The sequence below is a fragment of the Pseudomonas sp. 1912-s genome (assembly GCF_029269205.1).
GTDB lineage: Bacteria > Pseudomonadota > Gammaproteobacteria > Pseudomonadales > Pseudomonadaceae > Aquipseudomonas.
In genome coordinates, this window is the sequence record NZ_JARIXR010000055.1 from 1 (window position 1) to 26,072 (window position 26,072).

Genomic DNA, 26,072 nt, shown 5'->3' on the forward strand with positions numbered 1-26,072 from the left:
GGATTGAGGAGCGGGTAAACCGGCAGGACGCCGGTTTAGCCGCGACGGGGCAGGGACGCCCCGTCGCGGCGGCCCGCGGAGCAATGCCGGAGTGAGGGAACACCGAGCCACAGCGAGGTGCCGACAGGCGGGGCAGAGCCCTTTGCTTACTTTGGGGCTTTTCCAAAGTGAGTCGCTGTAAGAGCGAAACCATAAGCCGCCGTTACCTAAATAACGGATATGTACCCCAAAAGCCCCCTACCCCTCACAATCAAAAACCTCCCCCCGCCTAACCACACTACCCGCCGCAAGCACCGCCCCCGGTGCCAACACACCATTGGCTCCAACCCGCGACTGATCCCCCAACAGCGCCCCAAACTTGTCGCACCCGGTACGCTGCAACTGCCCATCAACCCGCACCTGGACCTCCTTGTCATCCCGCTCATTACGGTAATTCGCAACGATACTGCCCGCCTCCAGATTCACCCCGCGCCCCAACACCGAATCACCCACAAAGTTGAAGTGCGCCAACTTGCTGCCACTGAAAACAAAGGACGTCTTGAGCTCCGCACCCGGCCCGAAGATGCAATATTCATCCACCCAGCAACCACCACGAAGGTAAGCCCCGGCCGCGATAAAACAGTGGGCACCAATGATCAGCGGCGCTTTCAAAACAGCGCCCGCTTCAACCACCGCAGTACGGTGCACGGCGATCTCGTCATGAATTTCGTAATCGTCGTCAGAAAGCCCCGCCAGCAATTGACGCACGATGCCAGGCGCCTGGATCACCAGTTCCCAGGGTGCAAGGTCAACCCAGGGTGCCAGCGGCGAACGGGAAAAATCAGCGATGTAATCGGTGAGTCGAATCAACGTCGAGCCCTCTACAGATCAGCGAAGCCCGAAACGCTAACACCCCCGTCACTGCCCGTCGAGCAGCACCGGCTTGCCCAGTTCGCCGATCTTTTCCAACCGCGCCCGCACAATGTTGCGGCTGATATTCAGCAAGCGCCCGGTCTGCAACTGGTTGCCATGGCAGTAACGATAGGCCGCACGAAAGACCGTCTCCTCGATGTGCTCGTAAAGGTCCGGAATGTTCTGCTCGAACAACGCATTCAGCGCCGCCTCAAGGCTCACCGGCCCGGTGATCGCGGGCGCGGCCTGGTTTGCCTCGTCCTGGCGAATGCCCGAGGAACGCATGTCCACCAGGTGCAGGTCCGGCGGCTGCACCAACTGATTACGGCACACCAGCAACGCATGGTGAATCGCGTTTTCCAGCTCGCGAATATTGCCCGGCCAGCTGTGTTCCAGCAGCTTGCGCTCGGCATCGATGCTCAGCGAAGCGCGGTTGTAGCCCAGGCGCTGGCAGTGTTCTTCAAGAAAAAATTCCGCCAGCGGCAGGATGTCGCCGGGACGTTCCCGCAGGGGCGGCAGGCGGATGGTGGCGACGTGCAGGCGGTAGAACAGATCCTCACGGAAGTGCCCGGCCACCACCGCGTCGGCGAGGTTGACGTTGGTGGCCGCCACCAGCCGTACGTTGATCGGAATCGGCGTACGCGAACCCAGGCGCACCACTTCGCGCTCCTGTAGCACCCGCAGTAATTTGACCTGCATGTTCAACGGCAAATCGCCGATTTCATCCAGAAACAACGTACCGCCGTTGGCGGCTTCAAACCAGCCGGCCTTGTGGGTGGTGGCGCCGGTGAACGCGCCTTTTTCGTGGCCGAACAACTCGCTTTCCACCAGGGTTTCGGCAAACGCGCCGCAGTTCACCGCCACAAACGGCTCACGCCCGCGACGGCTCAGATGATGGATATGACGCGCGACCAGTTCCTTGCCGGTGCCGGTCTCGCCGATGATCAAGGTGTTGGCCTCACTGGGGGCCAGGCGCTCGATACGTGCGAGCAATTCCTGTGAGCGCGGGTCCTTGAAGACCAGCACGGTGGCGCGCACCGACTTGGTCAATTCACGGGCGTTGGGGTGGGTGATCAGCGACATGGTGCATTCCTGGCAGTAAAAGCGCGTGTCAATAGTGCATGAAGTTTTCTATACCATTTAATTATTAATTAATATTTATATATTCCCAAAAAGAATATACCAACACATCGCACCTTACCTGCTGCTGGAGCAGCAATCGGCCAGCACCTGCCTGTACGCAGATCAGCACCAAGCCATTGCCAGGCAGTTCTTCGAAAACCCGCAAAGCCACGTTCTACAAGGCGTGCAGCGCGTTTTTCCACTGATGGCATGCAATCTGCTCTCTCCCTGTCAACGCCACCTCCCTGTAGGAGCCGGCTTGCCAGCGATGAGGCCCTCAAGCCTTGCACCGACTAAACGGACGCTTTCGCCGGCAAGCCGGCTCCTACAAGGGGTCGCGATCACTTAGCAGGGAGATCCCAATGAAAAGTTTCTGGCGCAACAGCATTGCCACCGTGTTCGGTGTGCTGGTCAGCACCGGCGTGCTGGCTGAACAGGCGCCACCGGCGTCGGTGAAGATCGCCATCGTCGCCTACACGCAAGGGGGCAAGCCGGTGTTCGGCGGCATCGCCGGGCGCGTCATCGAAGACGGCTGGCTCGAAGCACAACTGCGTGAACGCGGGGTCAAGCTGGAGTGGATCGCCCTGCCCCACGCCGGCGCCGGGCCGCAGATCAACGAAGGCTTCAGCAATAACAGCCTGGACTTCGCCGTGCGCGGTGACCTGCCTTCGGTGATCGCCGGGGCCGGCGGCGTGCCGGGCAAGCTGATCGTGCCCGGTGGCAGCGGCAACAATATCTACCTGGTGGTGCCCGAAGGCTCCACCGCGAAAACCATCGAAGACCTCAAGGGTAAGCGCCTGGCGCTGCATCGCGGCCGGCCATGGGAGTTCGCCTTCAGCAACTTCCTGGCCAGCAAGGGCCTGAAGCTCGACGACTTCAAGATCGCCAACCTCAACCCGCAAGTCGGCGCCGCGGCCGTGTCTGCCGGCAAGGTCGACGCGGCGGTGTTGCTCAGCGAGGCCTATGCCCTGGAAGACAAGGGCGTGGGCAAGATCATCTGGTCGACCAAGCAAGGCAGTAACGACTGGCGCCTGGTCTCCGACCTGTGGGGCACCGAGGCCTTCGTGCAGCAGCACCCGGACATCACCCAATTGCTCGCCACGGCCTGGGTGAAAGCCGCGTGGTGGATTTCCCAGCCACAGAACCAGGACGCCTATTACCAATTGTCTTCCCGCGCCGGCACCGCCGAAAGCGTGCTGCGCCGCGACGATCAGGACGACCCGGTGGCCTGGAAGGATCGCTGGGCGCCAAAAAGCGACCAGCAACTCAAGGCGCACTACCAGGCCCTCACCACCTACGCCCTGGCCAATCACCTGATTCGCGACACCTACGACATCGGCCCGTCACTGGCCACCGGCTTTACCAACCAGGCCCTGATCGACCTGAAACTCACCGACTACTGGCCAGCCCTGCGTGGCCAGGTCAGCACTAATCCGTAATAGGGAAATTGAGCATGAAACTGCCGCACTCCTTTGCCTTTGGCCTCAGCGTTCTGGCCCTGTCCATGAGCGTGTTTGCTGCCGACACCTACGCCCCCAAACCCGACCCGCTGCAAGGCGATGGCCGCGTCTCGGCGTTCTACACCTGGGAAAAAGCCATCCCGGCCGCTCCCGGCAAACTGCTGCGCAGCGAGCCTCTGGACAGCACCCTGAGCCTGGCCAACGCCGCCAGCGCCCAACGGATTCTGTACACCTCCACCGACGGCATCGATAACAAGACGCCGATCGTGGTGTCCGGTGCGCTGTTCCTGCCAAAAGGCACGCCGCCTGCCGGTGGTTGGCCGGTGGCGAGCTGGGGCCATGGCACTGTGGGCGTGGCGGACGTGTGCGCACCGTCCTGGCAAGGTCGCTCGTACCGTGACGTGGCCTACCTCAATCGCTGGCTGGCCGAAGGTTTTGCCGTCGTCGCCACCGATTACCAGGGCCTCGGCGTGCCCGGCGGCCACCCATTGCTCAATAGCCGCATGGCCGCCTACGGAATTCTCGACGCCGCCAAGGCCGTGGTCGCCGGGGTACCCGGGCTGGCCGACAAGGTGTTGATCGTCGGTCAATCCCAGGGCGGTGCCGGTGCCTTCGCTGCCGCGGCGTATGCCGCCACCTACGCCCCGGACCTGGGAGTGAAAGGCAGCATCGGCACCGGTGTGATCTACACCCTCGACTACGCGAAAAACCCCAGCGAAGAAGTGCGCAACAAGGTCGATCCAACCCTGGCCTACGGCTTCTACACCCTGCTCGCCGCCCAGCAATACGACCCGAGCATCAACCCGGCCGACTTCTACACCGAAAAAGCCCTGCCGATATTCGAGCAGGCCCGCACCAGTTGCCTGTTCGCCCTCGAAGGCGATGTGGAAGGCCTCGGCCTGAGCATCGCCAACACCAAGAAAGACTACAAGGGCAAGCAGCTCGCCCCGTGGCTGGCGCAAGTGTCCTACCCGACGCTGAAAACCTCGAAGCCGATCTTCATCGGCACCGGCGCCGAAGACACCACCCCGGCCGCCGCGACCCAGGTCAAGCTGATGCAGGACGCGTGCAAGGCCGGCTCCATCGTCGAAGGCCACCTGTACAAAGGCCTGGGCCACAGCGCCACGGTCAATGCGTCACTCAAGGACTCGATCCCGTTTGCCCACAAGGTCATCAACGACCAGCCGATCACCCCGATCTGCGCCCCCACCGCGCAATAAGCAGGAGGCTTGCATGAGCATCGAATTCTTCACCCGCCTGCCACTGCACGGCGAAACCCAGTTCCTGCCCGGCGACCCACGCAACCGTGGCGACTGGCATCGCGGCGGGCCCAGCACCGGCGCGGTGTCGGGCTTCAGTGTCGGTGATCACTTCACGTACATCGACTACCTCGGGCAAATCGCCAGGGCTGCGGAAATCAACGGCTTTGGCGGCGCGCTGATGGTCAACGCGCCCACCGGCGAAGAGCCATGGACCGTCTGCGCGCTGCTGGCCCGGGAAACCCGCACCCTGCAATTTGTCACCGCGTTCCAGCCCTACCACTACACCCCGTGGGTGGCCGTGCAGCAGGCGGCAACCTACCAGCGCGCCACCGGCAACCGCCTGGTGTGGAACATCATCAACGGCGGCTCGGACGCGATTCAACGCCAGGTGGGCGACTTCAGCGACCACGATGAACGCTACGAACGCGCCACCGAATTCATGGACGTGGTCAAGGGCTATTGGCACAACGAAACCTTCCACTACGACGGCAAGTTCTACAAGGCCGACGGTGGCGGCTTGCGCGGGCCGCTGAAGAAAGCCCAGTTGCCGCTGATCTGCACCGCCGGTTCATCCATCGCCGCCCGGGAGTTTGCCGCCAAGCACGCCGACTTCTACCTGATGCGCGCCGAACACCCGGACGAAATCGCTGCCCTGATCGCCGACCTGCGCGAGCGCGCGTTGAAATGGGGCCGCACCGACATTCGTTTCGGCCTGTCGATTGACGTGATCACCCGGGAAACCGAAGAACTGGCCCGCACTGAAGCCAAGCGTTTCTTCGACGAAGGCATCGCCCGGGGCGCGGTCAAGGCCGTGGCGGCCCATGCCGGGTTGCGTACGGCACGCAAGCTCAGCTATGAGCACGGCTTCAGCGAAAAAACCGAAACCCAGGGCTTCGATGACTTCTTCATCCACCCCAATGTGTGGACCGGCTTTGGCTACATCGGCATTCCGCCGGGCTGCGCGCTGGTGGGCAGCTACGAGAACGTGGTGGCGCGAATTCGCGAGTACAACGCCATCGGCATCGACCTGTTCTTCCTTGCCGGCTACCCGCACCTGGAGGAAGCCTACCGCCTGGGCGAGCACATCCTGCCGCACTTTTTCAATGAACGCGCCGAACTGAGCCGCCCCCAGGAGCCCGTGCTGGAACTGCGCTCCGCCAACGGTCCGGCCGGAGTCTGATGCCATGAGCCTACTGCTTAGCCGCCGGGACTTTCTCGGCTACAGCGTGACCGTCGGCGGCGGCTTGCTGCTGGCCGGTTGCGGTCCCGGGGACACGCCCAAAAGCGTCACCGCCAATGACCAGCCGCGCTACGGCGGGCGCCTGCGCCTGGGGATCCTGGATGGCAACCAGAGTGGCAACCTCGATGCCCACAAGCCCGTGGGCAGTGGCATCGTTCGCGGCTTTGCGCTGTACAGCAAGCTCTGGGAATGGGACGAGCAGATGCAACCGCGCCTGGCCCTGGCCGAGTTTGCCGAGCCGAATGCCGACGCCAGCAGCTGGACCCTGCGCCTATGCCCCGGCCTGGAGTTTCACAACGGCAAGACCATCGACGCCGATGACCTGATCTTCTCGATCCGACGCCTCACCGACCCGCAGCTGGCCTCACCCTACGCGGCGCTGCTGCACTGGGTGGACCGCGACAACCTGGTCAAGCTCGACAACCGCACCGTGCGCCTGAGCTTTCGCGACGGGCGCAGCTACATGCCGCTGGCAGAAACCTGGGTCAACTTCGGCGGTATCGTGCCGGTGGATTACCACCCGGTCACCAACCCGGTGGGCGCCGGCCCCTACAAGCTCAAAAGCTTCACCCCCGGCCAGCGCTCACTGTTTACCCGCTTCGAGAACTACTACAAGGACGGCAAGCCCTACGCCGATGAGCTGGAGATCATCGACTTCAAGGATCAGGTCTCGCGCCTGGCCGCCCTGCGTTCCGGGCAAATCGACATGGCCAACGTGATGCCCACCGAGCAGCTGCCAATCCTGCAAAAGGACCCGCGCCTGAAAGTCATCACCTCGGTGACCGGCAACTGGCTGTCGTTCGACATGAACCTCGACAAGCCGCCGTTCAACGACCCACGGGTGCGCGAAGCGTTTCGCTTGATGGCCGACCGTGAAGAGCTGGTGCGCCGCGCGCTGAACGGCCAGGGCCGGGTAGCCAACGACCTGTATGCACCCAGCGACCCGACGTTCAACCACGACCTCGGCCCACGCCCCTACGACCCGCAACGCGCGGCGCAACTGCTGAAGGACGCCGGCCAGGAAAACCTCGAGGTGGAATTGATCACCACCCCGGGGCCGGGCCTGAGTTCGGCGCTGGTGCTGGCCGAACAGGCCAAACGTATCGGCGTGACCCTCAAGGTCAAGCAGGTGGACCTGGCGACTTTCCAGGGGCCGCTGAAAAACGACTGGACCCTTAGCACCGGCGGCAGCATCGGCGCGCCATTCCTGGCCAGTGCGATCCATACCGACGCGCCGTTTGCGGTGTCCAACAAGACCCACTTCAACGACCCGCAATTCAGTGAGCTGTTCCTGGCCGCCATGGCCCAGCCCGACCTGGAAAAACGCAAGGCCCTGGTGCATCAGGTCCAGCAGATCCAGTACGAACGCGGCGGGATGCTGATCTGGGGCTATGCCGACTTGCTCGACAGCGTCTCCACCCGTGTCGGCGGCGCGCAATCCGAAGAGTCGCTGTTCAGCACCTGGCGCTTCGAAAAGCTCTGGCTCAAAGACACCGCCTGAGCCACTTACACCGTATCGCCCTGTAGGAGCCGGCTTGCCGGCGATGGCGTCCGGTCGACCGGCGCAGGGCTCAAGGGCCTTATCGCCGGCAAGCCGGCTCCTACAAGGGACCGTGCGCTCTTCATTCTTTTTATGGGGCATTTCTGCCATGCACGCTATCGCCTTGCGTTTACCTCTGCTGCTCGCCGCAAGCCTGCCAATCCAGGCCTTTGCCGCCGATACCCAACTGCAAACCGTGACCGTGCAGGCCAGTGCCAGCCAGTCCGATGACGACGCCCTGCCCACTCGCCCACCGACGTCGGTGTACGGCGGCACCGAGACCAAGGTCCTCGATACGCCGCGCTCGGTGGTGCAAATCAACGCCGAGCAACTGGCCAACGACTCGATCCGCAGCGCCGACGACCTGGTCAAGTACGCCCCCGGCATCACCCGGGGCGGCGGCCAGAACGCCGGCATCGCCCCGCAGTTTCGCGCCCAGGGCTCCGAGGTGTTCCAGGACGGCCAGCGCGCTTATGGCGTGCGCCACCCGGCAAACTTCAACGCCTATGAAGGTGCCGACATCGTCGCCGGACCGTCCTCGGTCACCTACGGCTCGGTGTCCGGCAGCGGCGGTTATGTGAACTACCTGAGCAAGAAGCCCGACTTCGACGCGTTCAAGACCAAACTCAGCGGTGAACTGGGCTCGTGGATACCGGACGGCACCTCCCGCAGCTCCAACAAGTTCAGCATCGACAACACCGGCCCCTTGAGTGACAACCTGGCCTACCGCCTGAGCATCACCAAGCAGCGCCAGCAGGACTTCTACGACAACGTCGACAACAACTTCGACGCTTTCTACGGCGCCCTCGCCTGGCGCAACGACAACGTGCGGGTGGACTGGAACGCCAGCTACGACAACTACTACGACTACAACATCACCCACGGCTGGAACCGCGCCACCCAGGACCTGGTGGACAACGGCAAGTACTACGCCGGCCGCGCCACGCCGATTATCCAGAACGGCAACACCCTGTGGTCACCGGTGCTGGCCTCCGGCGCCGCCGATGCGCCAACCCTGGGTTGGGTCAAACGCCAACGCAATGCCCAGGGCCAATACAGCGTGGTGGATGGCAGCTTCCAGACCGCCTCGCCCAACACCCAGAGCAACCCCGGCAGCCTGCGGGGCTGGGTGTATGACCCGACGCTGGCGGGTAACGGCGAACGCTCGCTGTCTTCACAAACCGGGCAACGCAAGGAAGACGAGAGCAGCTCCCGGCGCTTTACCACTCAGCTGCGCATCGAGGCCGACCTGTCGCCCACCATCACGGTGGCCAACAGCACGTTCTACCAACGCTCCAAGGACATCACCGATGCCGTGGGTTCGTTCCAGGTGCAATCCAAAGACAACATCTTCGACAACCGCTTCGAATTCCGCTCACGCAATGAAACCCGCCTGGGCAGCTGGACCCTGCGGGATGACAGCAACACCGGCCTGATCTATCGCCGCGAGTTCAACCAGTCGATCGCTGCCAACAACAGCTTCGGCTCCACCATCAACGCCTATGACTTGACCCAGGACCCTTCGGGCAAGAACCCCGGCGACCTGCTGGGCCTCACCGGTGCCAACCCGGCCGGGGGCAATGGCGCGTGGATCGGCCAGCCCGGCGTGCCGCAGTATTCGAATTACTACGGCTGGCTGAACCTGCCGCCGATGTACCCGGCCGGGCACGGGCTCTATGCCGAATCCGTGGCGCCCTACACCGCCGAAAGCACCTGGACCACCAAGACCCTGTTCAGCCAGCACAACCTGAAGTACGGCGACTATTTCGGCCTGAACATCGGTGCCAGCCGCAGCTGGATCGAGGCCGAGATCGATAACCCGTTCGTGCTCGCCGGCGGCAACCCGCGCAAGGACAGTGACAATTACCGGCTGTTCGCATTCCAGGTCAGCCCCTACGTCAAACCCACGGAAAACACCACGCTCTACTACACCTTCGATCGCTCGCTGGCGGTCAACACCGGGTTCTTTTCCAACGGCCTGGGGTGGGGCAGCGGCAGTGGCGCCAACCTGCTCAACCCGCTGGCGTTCCAGAGCCTGAGCGTGTTGCACGAAGTGGGCGTGAAGGTGGAAGCGGTGCCCAACCAATTGTTCATGACCCTCGCCGCGTTCAAGCAGGCCCGGGACCAGGCGCCAGACAGCAACAACAGCATCGCGCGGTTGGTGATCAAGGGCGTGGAAGCCACCGTGCGCTATCAGCCGGATGACCACCTGCGCAGCGGCTTGAACCTGTCCAAGCTCAACGCCTACAACGAATTCACCTCCCAGGCGGGCTTTGCCTCGGCCGGGTTCGTGCCCGACAACGGCACGGTGTTCGGCGACAACAACAGCCTCAACCAGCGGCCGTCCGGGCGTTTCGACGCGGTGCAGATTCCTGAATACACCGCCAGTGGCTACGTCGACTACCGCTTCGACTCGGGCTTTGGCGCCGAGCTGTCCGGCTGGTGGACCAGCAACTGGTACCTGAACCTGAGCAAGACCGTAAAGATCCCCAACGAATACAACCTCGACCTTGCCGTGTACTACCGCCAGCCGCAGTGGAGCACCACCTTGCGCGTGCTGAACCTGACCAACGAGCTGAACTTCGTCAGCGGCCTGGCCGGCTCCACCAATACCTTCCTGCAACCGATGCCGGGCCGCACCTTGCTGGCCCAGGTCGACTACCAGTTCTAACCCTCAAAGGAGCCTCAGCATGTCCATTGAATTTGTCGGCATGATCTTCCCCCGCCAATGGTCCGAGACCCGTGGCGTGCGCAGCCCGGATTTCGACCTCGATTTTATCCGCCACCACGCCCGCGCCCATGAGCACGCAGGCTTTGACCGGGTGCTGATCGCCAGCGGGCCCGGCAGTGCCGACAGCCTGCAAATCGCCGCCTACGCGGCGGCGCACACCGAACGCCTGGGTTTCATGATCGCCCACCGCCCGGGACTCACTGCCCCGACAGTCGCAGCCCGGGCCTTCGCCACGCTGGACCACACCACCGGCGGCGGGCGCATTCGCCTGCACGCCATCACCGGCATCACCGCCGAGCCCCAGGAAGGCGACTTCCTGCTGGACAAGACCGAGCGCTACCAACGCACCGACGAATACCTGGAAATTGTGCGGCGTACGTGGACCGCCGAAGAGCCGTTCGACTTCGAGGGCAAGTATTTCAACATCAAGGGCGCGTTTTCCCCGGTCAAGCCGCTGCAACAGCCCCATATCCCGATTTCGTTTGGCGGCTCGTCGGACATTGCCTACCAGATTGCGGTCAAGCATGCGGATCTGTATGCGCTGTGGGGCGAACCGTTGAGCGGTGTGGCGGAGCAGATTGCCAAGCTCAAGGCGGCGGCCAGTGCAGCGGGTGTGCAGGCGCCGCGGGTGAGTTTATCGGTGCGCCTGATTTTGGGCGCGACCGAGGAACTGGCCTGGCAACGGGCCGAGCAGATTCTGGAGCAGATCAAGGCCAATCCACAGTTTGCAGCGGGCAGTCCGTGGCAGAAGCGAATCAAGGGAACGGGGTCGGAACGCTTGCTGGCAGCGGCGGCATTAGGCGATCGGCATGACCGCGCGTTGTGGATGCCGACGGCGACGGCTGTGGGGGCATATGGCGACACCACGGCATTGGTAGGCACACCGGAGACCGTGGCCCAGGCGCTGCTGGATTATGTGGACCTGGGGGTCACGACGTTTTTGAACCGGGGGTATGACCCGCTGTATGACACCGTGGATTATGGGCGCTGGATCATTCCGGCAGTGCGCGAGGAAGCCCGGCGCAGAAAGTCCGCGTAAAGACGGCCTCCGCCATCGCCGGCAAGCCGGCTCCTACAGTAAAACGCGCACACCTGTAGCAGCCGGCTTGCCGGCGATGGCGCCCCCACAGACACACCCTGAGCCAAAAGCCCGCCCCAAATCTCGACGTTACGCACTAGCCTTCCCTGCCTGTATTTCCAACAGGAGGACAAGGAATGTCCACGCTTCCCCACGCCAAACACCTACGCACCGGCCGCTATTCCGAACCCGGGCAGATTTACATGCTGACAGCAGTCACCCAGCACCGCGATCCTGTCTTCACCGATTGGCGGGTAGGCCGATTAGTCGTTCATCAATTCCGTCAGGCCCCAACCGAAGGTTTGGTTGACTCTCTCGCCTGGGTCGTCATGCCCGATCATTTCCATTGGCTGGTCGAGCTCAAACACAGCACGTTGCCGCAACTGATGCTTGCAACAAAGTCCCGCAGTGCGCGTGCGGTTAACGCGCACCTGGGGCGCTCGGGGCGTTTCTGGCAGAAAGGTTTTCACGATCGGGCCATTCGCCGGGAGGAAGACCTGCAGGCCGTGGCTCGTTACATCATCGCCAACCCAATACGGGCGGGGCTGGTGCGGCGGGTACATGACTATCCGCTGTGGGATGCCATTTGGGTGTGAACGGACGGACGCCATCGCCGGCAAGCCGGCTCCTACAGGTTTCGTGTAGGAGCCGGCTTGCCGGCGATCACTGCGCAGCAGTGTCGGTCAGCCCAGCGAGGGCGAATGCTCCAGCAACGTCTGCGTATACGTCGCCTGCGGCTGATCCAGCACGCTATCCACCGCGCCCTGCTCCACCACCCGCCCGACCTTCAGCACCAGCACCCGGTCGGCAATCGCCCGCACCACGCCCAGGTCGTGGGTGACAAACAACAACGTCAAACCGTCCCGCTGCAACTGGCGCAGCAAATCCAGGATCGACGCCTGCACCGAGACGTCCAGCGCCGAGGTGATCTCATCGCAGATCAGCAGCTTCGGCTCACACAACAGCGCCCGGGCAATCGCCACGCGCTGGCGCTCACCGCCAGACAGGCTGTGGGGATACAACCCGGCCACTGACGCCGGCAGCGATACGCGCTTGAGCACCGCCTCCACCCGTTCCCGTGCGGCGGCGCCGCTCACTGCAAAGAAATGCGCCAGCGGTGCACTCAAGGTCTGGTACACCGTCTGCCGCGGATTCAACGCCCTATACGGGTTCTGGAAGATGTACTGAATCTGGTGCCGCAACCCCGCCTCACGCTGCCGTGCCTGCAGCGGCAACGGTTGCCCGGCATAACGCAGCTCGCCTTCGGCATTCTCCCCCAACCCGGCAACGGCCCGCGCGAGGCTGGTCTTGCCGGAGCCGGACTCGCCCACCAGCGCCAGGCATTCCCCCGGCAGCAGCTGCAGCGACACGTCAAACAGCACCTGCCGGTCATACGCCACGTTCAACCCGCTGATCTCCAGCAAGGCGGTATCGGTGCGCGCATCCACGGCAGCAATCGGTGCCAGGGCGATGCGTTGCAACGGCTGATCATGGGGCGTGAAACACGCCACTTCATGCCCCGCCGACAGCGTCTGCAATAGCGGTTCCTGCTGTGAACACTCAGGCCCAAAACGCTCACACCGCGGCCCGAAGCCACAGCCTTGCGGCCGCTGCCCCGGTGCCGGGGCATGCCCGCCAATCGCCCGTAATTCACGGCGCCCGGCCACATCGGGAATCGCCGCCAGCAAGCCTCGGGTGTAGGGATGGGATGGCCGACTGAACAACCCTTCCCGGCTGGCCGTTTCAACAATCCGCCCGGCGTACATCACCATCACCCGGTCCACCAGGTCCTTGATCACCGCCAGGTCATGGGACACATACACCGCCGCCACGCCCTGGCTTTTGCACAAGCGGCGCAAGGTGGCGAGGATATGCGCCTGGGTGGTGACGTCCAGCGCGGTGGTGGGCTCGTCCAGTACGATCAGCCGGGGCCGCAGCACAAACGCCAGGGCCAGCATCACCCGCTGTTGCTGGCCGCCGGACAGTTGATGGGGAAAGCGCCGTAGAAACTCCGGGTCATCCGGCAAGCCCACATCACGCAAGGTTTCAATAATCCGCTGTTGCTGCGCAGCCTTGTCCAGCTGGAGTGGATGCACGGCCAGGGTTTCGCGCAGCAGGCCGCCAATGCGCAGCGCCGGGTTGAGCGCGGTGGCCGGGTCCTGGGCAACATAGCCGATCAGGCTGCCACGGGCGCGGCGCAAGGCTTCACCTTCCAGGCCCAACAGCGCCTGGCCGGCGATGTGCACCTGGCCCCCGACAATCCGCGCGCCGCGCCGGGCATGGGCCAGCAGCGCGGTGGCCAGCGTGGTCTTGCCGGAACCCGACTCCCCCACCAACCCGAGGATTTCGCCGGCCTCCAGGCTGAAGGACACCCCGGACAGCACATCCACCTGCCCCGGCAATTCAACCCGCAAGCCGCTGACCTGCAGCACGGTTGTCGTAATCTCCGCGATCGCATTCATGGCTGTTTTTCTCCGAGGCGCGCGCTGCTGCGGCCGATGCCTTCAGCGAGGATATTGGTGCCATAGGCAAATACGCCGATCAGCACCGCCGGTGCCAGCACGGCCCAGGGCTGCACCAGCAACCCGGCCTGGTTTTCATTGATCATCAAGCCCCAGTCCGCCGTCGGCGGCGCCACGCCATAACCGAGAAAACTCAGGCCCGAGAGCATGCCCACGCCCCAGGTCAGCATGTTGCCGAAGTGCACCAGCAATGGCGTGAGGATGTTCGGCAGGATTTCCTTGAACAGGATCCGCCGCCGTGAATAGCCCATCATCTGCGCCGCCTCGACAAACTCCTGCCCCGCCACCGCCACCGCACTGGCTCGTGCCAGGCGAATCACCCCCGGGATAAATGCAATCGACACCGTGAGCACGATCAACCACGGCGCACGACCCAGCATCGAGACAATCAACAGCACCAGGATCAGGTCGGGAAACGCCAGGGACACGTCCGCCAGCCAGGTGATCAACTGGTCCAGGCGCCGCCGCGACAGGCCGGCGAGCAAGCCAAGGGTGCTGCCCACCGCGAGGGCAATGCTCGCCGCCGCCACTGACATCCACAACACCGACAGGCCACCGCTGAGCAGCCGCGACAACACGTCATGCCCGAGGAAGTCATACCCGAGCAACGCCCGACCCGTTGGCGCGCCGTACACCGGCCCGACCATGTCCGTCGAGCCATGGGGCGCCAGCAACGGGCCGAACAGCGCCACGGCGATCACCAGCACGGTGATCAGCGCACCTTTGCGGGTCTGCGGCTCGGCCAGCCAGCGGGAAACTCGACTCTTGCTCATGCATCACCTCGGGAGCGCCGCCACCACGGGGTAATGCCCCGGCGGTTGCGCGAAATCATTGTCACGCGACGGGCCGTGCGCAGCTTGGGCGTGAGCAGCACCGTCAACAGGTCGGCCAGCAGATTGATCAGCACCACCGCCAGGGTGATCACCAGCACGATGGCCTGGATCATCGGCAAATCACGCATCTGGATCGCCGCGTTAAGGGCCGTGCCGATGCCGGGGTAACTGAAGATCACCTCGGCCAGCACTGCGCCGCCGATCAGCGTGCGCAGGGTCAGCGCCACACCTTGAATCGCCGGCACCAGCGCATTGGGCAAGGTGTGCCGCCACACGATCCGCCAATGGGGAATGCCCCGCAGCCGTGCGGCAATCACGTAGTCGGACTCCAGCGCGTCGATCATCGCCGCACGCACCATCCGCGTGAGGTACGGCAGCGCCGACAGGCTCAGGGCCAGCACCGGCAGAACGAGGAACGGCAACTGGCGCCACAGCGACTGATCCGGGTCGAGGATCGACACCGCCGGCAACCAGTCCATATGCGGCATGGAAAACAGCAGCACCAGGCCGATGGCCAACAGAAAGCCCGGCGTGGCCTTGAGGAAAATCAGCAGCGACAGGCTCCAGCGGTCGAGGTAGCTGTCGCGGCGCAGTGCCAGGTACACGCCAAGGCCCAGCGCCGCCGGCACCACCACGGCGATGACCCCGGCGAGCAACGCCAGGGTGTAGCCGAAACGGCCCCACAGGATGCTGCTGACCGGCGCGTTGGAGTCCAGTGACACCCCGAGGTCGCCGCTCAGGGCCGAGCCGAGCCAGCGCAGGTACTGCCGAAGGATCGGCTGGTCCAGCCCCAGTTGATGTTGCAGGGTGAGGATGCTTTGCAGCGGCGCGTCGGGGCCGAGAATCACCCGGGCCGGGTCCGAGGGCAGCGCCTGGGTGGCGATGAACACCACCAGGCTGATCACCCAGGCGGTGAGCAGGCCGTAGCCCAGGCGGCCGACGAACCACGACAGCCAGGCCGGCGTTCGCAGGGGCTTAGACATGGTTCAACCACAACTCGTCAAAGCGCCAGGAGGCGAAGGTGGTCTGTTCCGGCGTGAGGCCGCCGACCCGTACCGACGCGGCGTCCAGCACGTCGTTGAAGCCCCAGATCAGCAGGCCACCGCGCTCGTGTTGAATCTGCTGGGCCTCGTGCACCAGGCCTTTGCGCAATTGCAGATCCGGTTGGGCCAGGGCCTGGCGGTACAGCGCGTCGAAGCGCTCGTCGTGGAAATTGCTGCGGTTGTAGATCGCCAACGGTGCGTCGTTGTGCAACGCCGACGCGAGGAAGCCACGGGCCGGCGTCGAGCCCGGCGACAGCTGCCACTGTTCACGCTGCGGGCCGTTGAATACGGCGCCGTCGACCTGGGTCACACGCACCTCCACGCCGGCCTTCTTCGCCTGCTGGGCAAACACCAGCGCGGCATTCACGCCGGGGCCGGACGGGGTCGTCAGTTCAACACGCAGGTCGGTCTGCCCGGCCTGGCGCAGCAGCGAGCGTGCCTGGTCCAGGTCATGGGGACGCTGCGCAATGTCATGGTTGTAGGTGGGGTCATGGGGCGAATACAGGTCGTTGGCGATGCGCCCGAAACCGTTGAGGCCACGGTCTACCAGTTCCTGCCGATCGGCCAGCAAACGGAACGCCTGGCGTACCCGCACGTCATCAAACGGCGGCTTGGCCAGGTTCAGGTTGAAGCCGGTGAACGAGGTGCTGGGCGACACGCACAGCGACAGGCGCGAGTCGGCCTTGAGCAATGCGCTGTGCTCAGCCTGCACGCCACTGGCGACGTCGATCTGCCCGGCCCGCAAGGCCGCGACCCGCGACACCTGGTCCTTGAACTCGATGATCTCCAGTTCGTCGGCATAGGGCTGGCCGGGCTTGTAGTAATTCTCGAACCGGCTGTAGAGCGAACGCTGGCCGGGCACGAAGCGCTTGAGCTTGTAGGGGCCGGCGCCCACCGGATTGCTGATGGGGTCGTAGTCGGTGGGCACGATGCCGCCGAAGCTGATCAGGGTTTCATCCAGCGGGAAGAAGCTCTGGCCCTGTTTGAAGCGGATTTCGATGGTGCGCTCATCCAGCTTGCGCAGCGCATTGCGGTCGATGGCGCCCACCAGGCCGGCAAACGGCGAGGCCAGTTTCGGGTCGGTGAGGCGCAGCAGCGAGAACAGCATGTCGTCGGCGCCGATGGTCTTGCCGTGGTGAAACTCCAGGCCTGGCTTGATGCGGATGGTCCAGGCGCTGGCGTCGGCGTTCGGCTCGGCGAACTCGGCCAGGGCCAGGCGCGTGCTGACGTCGGTGTTCCATTCCCAGAACTTGCTGTACAGCGCCCAGCCGCGAATGATCCCGCCGCCCACCGGTTTATGGGCATCGAGGTTGCCGGACTGGTCGCCGTCGATGATGCCGATGCGCAGGCGTCCGCCGGTGGTCGGTGTGCTCGACAGCACCGCCGCCGGCGCTGCGCCGCCGTCACAGCCACCCAGCAGCAAACTGCCGCCGATGGCCAGGCTGTTGCCGAGAAACACCCGGCGGGAAAAACCTTCGCTCATCAGTTACGCCTCTTGGTGTTGCACGGCATTCAGACGCGGCACTTCAAAACCGTGGTCCAGGTCCAGCAGCGGGAATAGCAGGTCCGCCACCCGGTGCGCTTCATCGATCAGCGGGAAGCCCGACAGGATGAACGCCGAGGTGCCCTGGGCTTCGTACTCGCGAATGCGCTCGGCCACCTGTTCGGCGCTGCCCACCAGGTAAGTGCCGGCGGCCGGGCCGAGGATATTGAAGCCGAACAGGCTCGGGCCGAGCCACACGTTGGGGTAAATCTCCAGGTCGCGGGCCTTGGGCAGGTGGCCGGCGCGAATGGTCTCGACGTTGCGTTGGGTTTGCGGGTCGTCGCTGTGGAAATCCTCGAAGCTCACGCCGGGGGGCAACTGGCGTTCGATGGCAGTGCGGGCGGTTTGCAGCGAAGTACGTTGCAGCAGTTTCTCGGCGTGGGCCCAGGCCTCTTCTTCGGTCTCGCGCACGATGATTTGCAGGCGGGTGCCAAAGGTCAGTTCACGGCCGATCTTCGCGGCCTCGGCGGCGACCTTGCGGAACTTGTCGCCGAGTTTTGGCGGGGTGTTGGCGAAGCTCAGGTACACGTCGAGCAACTGCACCGAATGCTCGACTCCCGGCCCCGACGTGCCGGCGCCCCACAGCGGGATGCCCGGCTTCTGGTACGGCGGGTGCCAGCCGCCCAGCGGATGTTTGGCCGCCCCCGGCGCACGCGGGGCGAGCTTGACGTATTCGCCGTCATAGCCCCGAGTGTCCCCGGCGTAGAAGCCCTGGAAGGCGCGCCAGTATTCGAGGCTGAAGGCGTAGCGTTCATCGTGTGGGTAATGCACGCCGAGGGTGGCCAGGCCCGCGTCGTTGCCGTTCACCACGTTGAACAACAGGCGGCCATTGGAGAACTGGTCGAAGGTCAATGCCCATTTGGCCAACACCGCCGGCGACAGTTCGCCCGGGTGTTGCGCCACCAGGAAACGCAGGCGCTGGGTGGCGTCAATCAACGACGCGGCCACCGCCAGGCTTTCATTCGGGCTGGAGCCCAGCAGCGAGCCGTAGAACCCCAGGCGGTCGCTGGCGACGGCGAGTTGCTTGAGGTGCTGGAAGTCGGTCTTCCAGCGGCCTTCGGGCTCCCACGGATAAGGCCCATCGGGCGTGGTGAGGTACCAGAGAATCTTTACAGCCATGACAGACATCCTTGAATGGAACCGCCCCTTGTAGGAGCCGGCTTGCCGGCGATGACGGTGGCACATCCAACAGGAATGTCGCCTGATGCACCGCTATCGCCGGCAAGCCGGCTCCTACAGGGGTCGTGGTGGTTTCAGTCACCGTGATGAGGGTGTGTTCAGTTTTTGCGGTCGATGGCCGGGACCAACCCCAGTGCGGTGGCGTGTTCGAACAGGCCACTCATCTTCCACTGCTGGGTCAACACGCCAGGCCCGTAAGCCCGCGAACCACCCAGGGCATCTGCCAGCAATTGCAGCTGCGCGCCCTCCTCCAGCAACAGGATGAATTCAGCCGTGGCCCGCAGCCCTTGCTTGCCCCACACCGTGGAGCCGCCGTTGGCTTCGAGAATCGCCAGGTTGAAGGGGTTTTCAGCGATCTTGTCGAGGATGAAATCCACTTCCTGCTGGCGACGGTCGATGTACACCGGCAGCTCGCGCGCCAGCTGGTAACGCTGCACTGGCACGTAGTGGAACGGCAGCGTGCGATGGGTCTGGGCCCAGGCGCCGAGGTACGGCGAGTGCACGTGAGATACAGTGGTCACGTCCGCATGCTGCTGGAACAGTTTGGTGTAGCGCCCCAGGCCGCCCTTGCCTTTGCCGAAGATCACGTTGCCGGCAAAGTCGGTGACGGTGGCCTGCAGCGGCTTGCGGTAGTTCCATGGGCCGCCGTAGTTGACCGACACCAGCAGTTCCTGGCCCGGCACACGCTCGATAAAGCCCACGGTGCCGTTGGCGGTGATGGTGTTGGTCTCGCGGAAGACGGTGAAGGCTTCTTCGGCTTCCAGCAGGACCTTGTCGATAAAGTCCTGCAGTTCCTGGGTGATCGGTTGGGCGTGGACAATGGCAGTCATGGCAGTTTCTCCGGGTTCAGGCGCGGCGCTTGGCCAACAGTTCATGGGCAGCTTGCAGGGGGCGCGGGTCGACCCAGTCGGCGATTGCAAAATCGCGCTCCAGGAAGCCGTGCAGGTACAGGAAGTCTTTCTGGATACCGAGGAAGTCCAGGCGCTGGGCCGACAGGTCCGGGGCCAGGGTGGTATGGAAATCGCCGCGATAGGCCTCGGCCACCCCGGCACTGCCGGCGCGGGTTTCTTCTTCGAGAATCGCGTTCAGGCCCTCGCGATTGTTCGCAGCCCAGTCTGCCGCGCTGAGGGTTTGCGCGAGGAAACGCACCACCAGGTCAAAGTGATTGTCCAGCAGGCTCTGGTGGACCGTGATCGGGCGCGGCGTGCCGTTATTGATGCGGTAGCGCGGCTCGGCGATCAGGTCCAGGTCGATGCCCACCACCAGGCCGAGACGGCGTGCGGCATCGGCGGCCGAAGCGCCCTTGACGTACACCGCATCCACTTCGCCGCGCGCCAGGTAATCCAGGCCCGACCACAGGCGCTGCAAACCTTCCTGTGGGTTGGACGCCTGCTCCTGATCGTGCAGCGCCACCTCCACCAGTTGCACATCATCAAAGCCCAGGCCGGCCAGGCTCAACGCGCCTTTATAGCCGTGCAGGCTCATGGCCCGGGCGATGCTGCCCGGGCGGCTGTCGCCCCAGGCCGGCAAGGCCAGGCGCTTGCCTTTCAGGTGTTCGGGACGCGTGATGCCGGAGTCCGGGCGGACCAGGATAGTTTGCCATTCCTCGATCCAGGTCAGGCCGATCAAACGGCTCGGCGCACCGGCGGCACGGGCGGCTAGTGCCGGCACGTTGCCGCCTTCGCGAAACAGCCCGGGCAGCTCGTGATCGTAGTGGTGATGCCCCAGTTGGCGGGCCTCCTGCAAGGTCGAGACCGGCAGGCCGTCGGCGGCGAATTCCTCGCTCAGCCAACCGAGTTTGTAGGCGATGCCGGAAGCGGTCGGCACCGGGCAGCGGGTAAACCAGATCTGCTCAAGCGCAGGCTTGGGCAGGATGGCGGAAAGGGTCATGGGCAGCTCCATTGAATTGGGCAAGGCAGTCCATGGGGGTATTGCAGAGGCCGTGCCAATTGGCCAAAGCCCCGGTTTACAAGGCTTTGGCGCAAACAGCCAAAGCGCTGTTGCTGGACTGTCAGCAGCGCTGCTGCTGGCCCAGCAGTCACCCGGCCGCCACTGCTGCCCCAGCAACACCCCGTTATCGCAGGCCCCGCCAGGCGTGGTTTTCGGCATTGGCGCAGAACTTGCTCAAGGCACCTTCAATGCCCGACATCCAGCGCAATCCCTTGTAGGAGCTGGCTTGCCAGCGATGGCCTCAAGTGCACCGCGTAAACCCGTCAGTACGCGTCATCGTTAACCACCATCGCTGGCAAGCCAGCTCCTACAGAGGGGCTTGAACGCACGGGCCAAATCAGGGGAAGAAACTATGAGTACGTTCGAACAGGTACCGGTACACCAACTGCACAGCGAGGCCGAGGCGATTGCCGCGGCCAAAGAGATCGCCGTGGAAATCGCCGCGATCGCCGCCGACAGCAGCCAGAACGGCCAACTGCCGTGGCGCCAGGCGCAATTGCTGTCCCAGAGCGGCCTGACCTCCATCGGCGTGCCAAAGGCGTTTGGCGGGCTGGGTGCCTCGGTGCAAACCATCGTCGAAACCGTGCGCCTGGTCTCGGTGGCCGATGGCGGTGTGGGGCAGTTGCTGCAGATTCACAACGTGATGCTGCGGGGCATCTTCAACGGCTATCCGGATGCGGTGCGTGATCGCCTGGTGGCTGATGTATTGGCCGGCAAGCGTTTTGGCAACGCCCTGGCGGAAGTCGGTGGCAAGAACAAGTTCGCCCTCAAGACCCGCGTCGAGCGGCGTGCCGACGGCAAGCTGGTACTGAATGGCAGCAAGTTCTACTCCACCGGTTCCTACCTTGCCGAGTGGATCTCCCTCACCGCCGCCTCCGATGATGGCGGTGCCGGTGTGCTGCTCAACCGCAACGCCCCGGGCCTGACCCTGGTGGACGACTGGGAAGCCTTCGGCCAGAAAAACTCGGTCAGCGGCACGGTGAATTTCGACAACATCGAACTGGACGAAGACTTCGTCTCCCGGCGCAAGGGCCCGATGAAGCGCACCGGGCTGACCTTCCCGCAGATCCTGCACGCGGCGATCGATACCGGGATTGCTTCGGGCGCGCTGACCGCTGCGGTGGACTACCTCAAGCACAACGCCCGGCCGTGGGTGGAAAGCGGCGTGGACCACGCCAATGAAGAGCCGCACATCATCAAGCAGATCGGCGAATACGCGGTGGCCCTGCGTGCGGCCGAGTCACTGCTGCGGGATGCGGCGCGGGTGTTTGACGAGCATGAACTGGACCCGGAAAACAAGGAACTCCAGGACGAATTGATCCTGTCGGTGGCCACCGCACGGGCGCATTCGGACAGCGCCTCGTTGAAGATCTCCAGCGATATTTTCTCGTTGCTGGGGGCCAGTTCGTCCCTGAGCAAATGGAACCTGGACCGGTTCTGGCGCAACGCGCGGGTGCACACCACCCATGACCCGATTCGGTGGCGTTTGCACCATGTGGGCAATTACTACCTGAACGGGATTGATCCGGGGGAGTACACGGCGATCTTGAACGCCAAGGAAACCCAGGGAGCTACCACTCGCTAGACCCGCCCGACACATCCCTGCGGCGAGGGAGCTTGCTCCCTCGCCACAGTTTGGGAACGATCAATAACCCCCATTGAGCTTTTCATGATCGAAAGACACCCTCTTCTGCGCAGCCTGGCGATCTACCGCGAAATGCCCTGGCGTTTCGCTCTGGTCGCCGGGCTGTTCGTGGCCATCAACCTCGGCCTGGTCTGGCAACAATGGCTGATCGGCCATGCCGTCAACGACGTAAGCGCCGGCCGCGCGGTGATCCGCCAGGCCGACGGCAGCCTCGACGCCAGTCTGGGCTGGCACTGGCTATGGCTGATGCTCGCCGTGGCCCTGGGCCGTGGCGTACTCCAATACGCGGCCAGCGTGTTGTCCCTGGTGCTCAGCCAGGAACTGCTGACACGCCTGCGCGAACGCATCCTCGCCCAGGTGCAAAGCCTGCACCTGGGCTATCACTGGCAGCACGGCATGGGCGAGATGATCACCCGCACCACCCGTGACGCCGACAAGGTACGGGACGCCCTGATCACCTTCTGGCGCCAGGTGGTGGAAACCCCGCTGGTAGTGCTGGCCACCGTTGGCCTGTTGAGCTGGTACAACCCGTGGCTGGGGCTGGTACCGCTGCTGCTGACCGTCACTGGGCTGTGGATTTTCGTGCTGCAGACCGAACGCCTGGTTGAACTCGACCGCAACGTCGGCGCGGCCTACGACCGCGTCAACCAGGACCTCAGCGAAGGCATCGGCGGCGTGCGGGTGATCAAATCCTTCGCCCTTGAGCAGAGCCGTATCCAGGGCTTCTCCGAACAGGTCGCAGTGTTCGCCGGGCTGGCCCGCCAGGCGCTGGCTTATTCCAGCTCACGCATTCCGCTGCCCCAGGCAGTGGTCGCTCTCGGCCATGTGTGGATCCTGGTCTACGGCGCCCATCTGGTCGCCGCCGGCCAACTGGGCATCGGCGAACTGGTGACCTCGCTGCTGATCGCCACCACCCTGGTATTTCGCATCGAAGGCATTGGCCGGGTGATGCAGACCTTCGCCGATGCCCGGGCCAGTGCCGAGCGAATCTGGCAACTGCTGGACGCCCCGGCCGCCATCCGCAGCGGCAGCGCCACCCTGCCCGCTTCGCCCCTGGGGCTGCGCCTGGAGCACGTCAGTGTGAGCGCTCCCGGCGGTGGCCGGGACATTCTGCATGACTGTTCGCTGACCCTGGTGCCCGGTGAAATTGTCGCGTTGGTGGGCGCCACCGGTACCGGAAAAAGCTTGTTGGCCAGCCTGCTGCCGCGCCTCACCGATGTCAGCGCCGGACGTGTGTTGCTCGGCCATGACGACGCTGGCTGGCAAGACATTCGCGAACTGGACCTGGGCGCGTTGCGCCAACGGGTGCACGTGGTGCCGCAAGAGAGCTTCCTGTTTGCCGGCAGCCTCGCCGCCAACCTGCGCCTGACCGCCCCCGACGCCACCGATGAACAATTGCTCGAGGCCCTGCACCTCGCCGCCGCCGACGACATCTTGCTGCGCCTGCCCCACGGCCTCGCCACGCCGCTGGGTGATCGTGGCGTGACCTTGTCCGGCGGCCAGCGCCAGCGCCTGTGCCTGGCCCGGGCGTTGCTCGGCAAACCGGACATCCTGTGCCTGGACGACGCCACCAGCGCCCTCGACGCCATCAGCGAGCGCCGCGTGCTGAATAACCTGCGGGAACTGCGTGGCACCACGGTGCTGGTGATCTCCAGCAAGTTATCGACCATCCTCCTGGCCGATCGGGTGCTGATGCTGGCGCACGGCAAAATCGCCGCCGCAGGACCACACGCCGAGCTGCAACACACCAACCCGCACTACCGCGACCTGCTGGGGATCGACCATGGCTAATCCAATCGCCGGCAAAGCCTTGAGCGATATCGAAATCGAAGAAATGCTCGCGAAAAAGGCCCTCGACCGCAGCATGTTCAAACGCTTGCTGCCGCTGCTCAGGCCAATCCGCCGCGCGATTTTCGCGGTGATCGGCATTGAGCTATTGCTGGTATTCACGGTGTTTTTGCGACCCTGGTTCGTGCGTGAACTGCTGGACCGTGGCTTGATTCAACAAGCTGACCACTGGCTGCTGGATGAGCGCCTGGTGCTGTGGCTGGGACTCGGGCTGGCCGCCAGTTGGCTGGTGCGCTTCCTGCTGGCCGGGGTCTCGCAGTTCGTCGCCGGAGGCGCGGCGATCCGCGTGCTGAATGCCCTGCGGGTACAGGTATTTGCGCATGTCCAGGGTTTGAGCGTGAGCTACTTCGACCAGACCCGCTCCGGGCGGATCATTTCCCGGGTTGACCGCGACGTGGATGCCCTTGAGCCCCTGGTGATCCAGGGCCCGCCGGAGCTGCTCGGTGCCGTGCTGCGCTGCGGCCTGGCGTCGGTGATGCTATGGCGTATCGACCCGCGCTTCTTCCTCAGCCTGGCGGCCACCGTACCGTTGCTGGTGCTGGCGACCTGGAGTTTCAAGCGGATCTCCCAGCGCAACTGGGCCAGGGTCGCGGAAAACCGCAGCCGCTTTACCGCGCACCTGGTGGAGAGCGTCAGCGGCGCCCGAATGCTGCAGCAGTGCGCCCAGGAGGCGCCGAACCTGCGGCGTTATCGCGGGCTGCTGGATGACTTCAACCAGGCGCTGATTCACGGCAGCCTGCGGTCGGGGTGGTTCGCACCCTTTACGGCGTTGCTGAGTTCGGCGGGGATCGCCTTGTTGCTGCTGGTGGGCGGTTATGGACTGGCAGCGGGCGAGGTGTCGGTCGGGCAAATGGCGGAGAGTCTGTTCTACGTGTTTTTGTTTTTGGGGCCGTTGCAGGAACTGTCGGACCTGTTTGAGCGCTACGCCACCGGCTCGGCGTCGGCCCAGCGGATTTTCCTGTTGCTGGATACCCAGGCGCAGATCACCGACAGCGCTACTCCCCGGCACTTGGGCCGGGCGCGGGGTGAGGTGCGGTTTGAAAAAGTGGACTTCAGCTATGTGCCGAGTGCGCAGACGCCGGTGATCAACGGGCTGGATTTGCATATCCCGGCGGGTGAGGTGTTGGCGATTGTCGGGCCGTCGGGACACGGGAAAAGCACGCTGGTGCAGTTGCTGACGCGGTTTTACGAGGTGCAGTCGGGCGCGGTGCGGCTGGATGGGATTGATGTGCGGGAGTTGGCCCAGCATGCGTTGCGGCGCAATGTCGGGGTGGTGTTGCAGGACAATGTGTTGTTCAGCGGGAGCATTCTCGACAACTTGCGGTTGGCGGCACCACTGGCGGATGACGCGACATTGATCGCGGCGGCCCGGGAGCTAGGGGCGGATGAGGTGTTGGAGCGGTTGCCGCATCAGTACCACACCGAGGTCGGGCCTTTGGGTGCCCATTTGAGCCATGGGCAGCGGCAGCTCGTTTGCCTGGTGCGGGCGTATCTGGCGGACCCGGCGGTGCTGGTGCTGGATGAGGCGACTTCGGCGGTGGATATTCACACGGAGCGGCGGATTCAGCGGGCGTTGCGCAGGCTGTGTCTGGGGCGCACGGCGATCATCATTGCCCACCGGTTGGCGACCATACGGGACGCGGACCGGATTGCCGTGGTGAGGCATGGGCAGGTGGTGGAGCTTGGGGCGCATGATGCGTTGATTGAACGTGGGGGGGCTTATGCGGCGTTGTATCAGACGTATTTGCGGAGTGCTCGGGTGGGGGATTTGGTGGCTGGGTGATTGGGGGTATATCCGTTATTTGGGTGATGGCCGCTATTGGTTCCGCTCTTACAGCGGGTCACTTTTGAAAGGAGCCCAAAAGTAACCAAAAGGCTCTTGCCCCACCACTCGGCACCTCGCTAATGCTCGGTGTGCCCTTGTAAGATTGTTTTCACCTGCTTCAGACCGTAGTGCCCTCTGATTTCGAGATCGTGAGTGAGCATGGGTCGGAGCAGGTTCCTTCCTAAACTAGTCCGAACGGTTGCCTGGGCGCAAAGCCCGATTCTGCAAGGTTGGACGTGAGGAAAACGCTATGGACCATGACTCTGCGTTCGTCGGAATTGATGTTTCCAAAAACAAGCTCGACTCATTCGTCAGCACTACTGGCCAAGTCGAACAGTTTTTCAATACTCAAGAAGATAT

Annotated in this window: 19 protein-coding genes; 10 read left to right on the top strand and 9 right to left on the bottom strand. The window is 64.0% G+C overall.

The genetic code is table 11. The features are described 5' to 3' along the window. Nucleotides 1-237 precede the first annotated feature (237 nt). Nucleotides 238-849, bottom strand: a complete 612-nt coding sequence (locus P3C29_RS31665; RefSeq protein WP_275966365.1) for an LpxA family transferase — start codon at nucleotides 847-849, stop codon at nucleotides 238-240. Nucleotides 850-897: 48 nt separating this feature from the next. Then, the gene (locus tag P3C29_RS31670) at nucleotides 898-1,974 is read right to left on the bottom strand and encodes a sigma-54 dependent transcriptional regulator (RefSeq protein WP_010171256.1); all 1,077 of its coding nucleotides are present in this window, start codon (nucleotides 1,972-1,974) and stop codon (nucleotides 898-900) included. Nucleotides 1,975-2,375: 401 nt separating this feature from the next. Between P3C29_RS31670 and P3C29_RS31675 the strand changes: the two genes are divergently transcribed. The 7 genes from P3C29_RS31675 (at nucleotide 2,376) to P3C29_RS31705 (ending at nucleotide 11,920) form a co-directional block, all read left to right on the top strand. Next, complete coding sequence (locus P3C29_RS31675) at nucleotides 2,376-3,452, top strand: ABC transporter substrate-binding protein (protein ID WP_275966366.1); 1,077 nt, start codon at nucleotides 2,376-2,378, stop codon at nucleotides 3,450-3,452. Nucleotides 3,453-3,466: 14 nt separating this feature from the next. Then, nucleotides 3,467-4,693 carry a lipase family protein gene (locus P3C29_RS31680; RefSeq protein ID WP_201124223.1) on the top strand — a complete coding sequence of 409 codons (1,227 nt, stop codon included), beginning with the start codon at nucleotides 3,467-3,469 and terminating at the stop codon, nucleotides 4,691-4,693. Between the two features lie 13 nt (nucleotides 4,694-4,706). After that, nucleotides 4,707-5,915: an LLM class flavin-dependent oxidoreductase gene (locus tag P3C29_RS31685; protein ID WP_275966367.1), complete on the top strand. Its 1,209-nt coding sequence runs from the start codon at nucleotides 4,707-4,709 to the stop codon at nucleotides 5,913-5,915. Nucleotides 5,916-5,919: 4 nt separating this feature from the next. Continuing rightward, complete coding sequence (locus tag P3C29_RS31690; RefSeq protein ID WP_275966368.1) at nucleotides 5,920-7,476, top strand: ABC transporter substrate-binding protein; 1,557 nt, start codon at nucleotides 5,920-5,922, stop codon at nucleotides 7,474-7,476. Between the two features lie 148 nt (nucleotides 7,477-7,624). Next, nucleotides 7,625-10,186, top strand: coding sequence for a TonB-dependent receptor plug domain-containing protein (locus tag P3C29_RS31695; RefSeq protein ID WP_275966369.1), 2,562 nt, complete (start codon nucleotides 7,625-7,627; stop codon nucleotides 10,184-10,186). Between the two features lie 19 nt (nucleotides 10,187-10,205). After that, nucleotides 10,206-11,285, top strand: a complete 1,080-nt coding sequence (locus tag P3C29_RS31700) for an LLM class flavin-dependent oxidoreductase (protein ID WP_275966370.1) — start codon at nucleotides 10,206-10,208, stop codon at nucleotides 11,283-11,285. A gap of 176 nt (nucleotides 11,286-11,461) precedes the next feature. Beyond that, nucleotides 11,462-11,920: a transposase gene (locus tag P3C29_RS31705; protein ID WP_201124233.1), complete on the top strand. Its 459-nt coding sequence runs from the start codon at nucleotides 11,462-11,464 to the stop codon at nucleotides 11,918-11,920. Between the two features lie 87 nt (nucleotides 11,921-12,007). Here the strand turns inward: P3C29_RS31705 and P3C29_RS31710 are convergent, their stop codons facing one another. From P3C29_RS31710 to P3C29_RS31740, 7 genes are all read right to left on the bottom strand, one after another. After that, entirely contained in the window at nucleotides 12,008-13,786 is a 1,779-nt protein-coding gene (locus P3C29_RS31710) for an ABC transporter ATP-binding protein (RefSeq protein WP_275966371.1), read from the bottom strand. Then, nucleotides 13,783-14,619: an ABC transporter permease gene (locus P3C29_RS31715; RefSeq protein ID WP_201124234.1), complete on the bottom strand. Its 837-nt coding sequence runs from the start codon at nucleotides 14,617-14,619 to the stop codon at nucleotides 13,783-13,785. Before P3C29_RS31715 ends, P3C29_RS31710 begins: the two co-directional genes overlap by 4 nt. Beyond that, nucleotides 14,616-15,662 (bottom strand): ABC transporter permease, encoded by a 1,047-nt coding sequence (locus tag P3C29_RS31720; RefSeq protein WP_275966372.1) that lies wholly within the window; start codon nucleotides 15,660-15,662, stop codon nucleotides 14,616-14,618. Before P3C29_RS31720 ends, P3C29_RS31715 begins: the two co-directional genes overlap by 4 nt. Then, on the bottom strand, nucleotides 15,655-17,205 hold the full coding sequence (locus tag P3C29_RS31725; protein ID WP_275966373.1) for an ABC transporter substrate-binding protein: 1,551 nt from the start codon (nucleotides 17,203-17,205) through the stop codon (nucleotides 15,655-15,657). Before P3C29_RS31725 ends, P3C29_RS31720 begins: the two co-directional genes overlap by 8 nt. 3 nt (nucleotides 17,206-17,208) lie before the next feature. Then, complete coding sequence (locus P3C29_RS31730) at nucleotides 17,209-18,384, bottom strand: LLM class flavin-dependent oxidoreductase (RefSeq protein WP_275966374.1); 1,176 nt, start codon at nucleotides 18,382-18,384, stop codon at nucleotides 17,209-17,211. Between the two features lie 158 nt (nucleotides 18,385-18,542). Further along, a complete protein-coding gene (locus P3C29_RS31735; RefSeq protein WP_201124242.1) occupies nucleotides 18,543-19,274 on the bottom strand; it encodes a class II aldolase/adducin family protein in 732 nt (243 codons plus the stop codon). Between the two features lie 16 nt (nucleotides 19,275-19,290). Next, the gene (locus P3C29_RS31740; protein ID WP_010171288.1) at nucleotides 19,291-20,334 is read right to left on the bottom strand and encodes an ABC transporter substrate-binding protein; all 1,044 of its coding nucleotides are present in this window, start codon (nucleotides 20,332-20,334) and stop codon (nucleotides 19,291-19,293) included. A gap of 412 nt (nucleotides 20,335-20,746) precedes the next feature. Here P3C29_RS31740 and P3C29_RS31745 point away from each other — a divergent pair, with 412 nt between their 5' ends. The 3 genes from P3C29_RS31745 (at nucleotide 20,747) to P3C29_RS31755 (ending at nucleotide 25,670) form a co-directional block, all read left to right on the top strand. Further along, nucleotides 20,747-21,979, top strand: a complete 1,233-nt coding sequence (locus tag P3C29_RS31745) for an acyl-CoA dehydrogenase family protein (RefSeq protein ID WP_275966375.1) — start codon at nucleotides 20,747-20,749, stop codon at nucleotides 21,977-21,979. An 84-nt stretch (nucleotides 21,980-22,063) separates the two neighbouring features. Further along, the gene (locus P3C29_RS31750; RefSeq protein ID WP_275966376.1) at nucleotides 22,064-23,830 is read left to right on the top strand and encodes an ABC transporter ATP-binding protein; all 1,767 of its coding nucleotides are present in this window, start codon (nucleotides 22,064-22,066) and stop codon (nucleotides 23,828-23,830) included. Beyond that, nucleotides 23,823-25,670 (top strand): ABC transporter ATP-binding protein, encoded by a 1,848-nt coding sequence (locus P3C29_RS31755; protein ID WP_275966377.1) that lies wholly within the window; start codon nucleotides 23,823-23,825, stop codon nucleotides 25,668-25,670. The genes P3C29_RS31750 and P3C29_RS31755 overlap by 8 nt, the downstream gene beginning before the upstream one ends. Nucleotides 25,671-26,072: the final 402 nt, after the last annotated feature.

Coding starts and splice junctions, on each gene's coding strand:
- P3C29_RS31750 (WP_275966376.1), top strand. CDS start 22,064: ATGATCGAAAGACACCCTCTTCTGCGCAGCCTGGCGATCTACCGCGAA.
- P3C29_RS31675 (WP_275966366.1), top strand. CDS start 2,376: ATGAAAAGTTTCTGGCGCAACAGCATTGCCACCGTGTTCGGTGTGCTG.
- P3C29_RS31670 (WP_010171256.1), bottom strand. CDS start 1,974: ATGTCGCTGATCACCCACCCCAACGCCCGTGAATTGACCAAGTCGGTG.
- P3C29_RS31725 (WP_275966373.1), bottom strand. CDS start 17,205: ATGAGCGAAGGTTTTTCCCGCCGGGTGTTTCTCGGCAACAGCCTGGCC.
- P3C29_RS31740 (WP_010171288.1), bottom strand. CDS start 20,334: ATGACCCTTTCCGCCATCCTGCCCAAGCCTGCGCTTGAGCAGATCTGG.
- P3C29_RS31710 (WP_275966371.1), bottom strand. CDS start 13,786: ATGAATGCGATCGCGGAGATTACGACAACCGTGCTGCAGGTCAGCGGC.
- P3C29_RS31695 (WP_275966369.1), top strand. CDS start 7,625: ATGCACGCTATCGCCTTGCGTTTACCTCTGCTGCTCGCCGCAAGCCTG.
- P3C29_RS31700 (WP_275966370.1), top strand. CDS start 10,206: ATGTCCATTGAATTTGTCGGCATGATCTTCCCCCGCCAATGGTCCGAG.
- P3C29_RS31685 (WP_275966367.1), top strand. CDS start 4,707: ATGAGCATCGAATTCTTCACCCGCCTGCCACTGCACGGCGAAACCCAG.
- P3C29_RS31730 (WP_275966374.1), bottom strand. CDS start 18,384: ATGGCTGTAAAGATTCTCTGGTACCTCACCACGCCCGATGGGCCTTAT.
- P3C29_RS31705 (WP_201124233.1), top strand. CDS start 11,462: ATGTCCACGCTTCCCCACGCCAAACACCTACGCACCGGCCGCTATTCC.
- P3C29_RS31720 (WP_275966372.1), bottom strand. CDS start 15,662: ATGTCTAAGCCCCTGCGAACGCCGGCCTGGCTGTCGTGGTTCGTCGGC.
- P3C29_RS31755 (WP_275966377.1), top strand. CDS start 23,823: ATGGCTAATCCAATCGCCGGCAAAGCCTTGAGCGATATCGAAATCGAA.
- P3C29_RS31680 (WP_201124223.1), top strand. CDS start 3,467: ATGAAACTGCCGCACTCCTTTGCCTTTGGCCTCAGCGTTCTGGCCCTG.
- P3C29_RS31735 (WP_201124242.1), bottom strand. CDS start 19,274: ATGACTGCCATTGTCCACGCCCAACCGATCACCCAGGAACTGCAGGAC.
- P3C29_RS31690 (WP_275966368.1), top strand. CDS start 5,920: ATGAGCCTACTGCTTAGCCGCCGGGACTTTCTCGGCTACAGCGTGACC.
- P3C29_RS31745 (WP_275966375.1), top strand. CDS start 20,747: ATGAGTACGTTCGAACAGGTACCGGTACACCAACTGCACAGCGAGGCC.
- P3C29_RS31715 (WP_201124234.1), bottom strand. CDS start 14,619: ATGAGCAAGAGTCGAGTTTCCCGCTGGCTGGCCGAGCCGCAGACCCGC.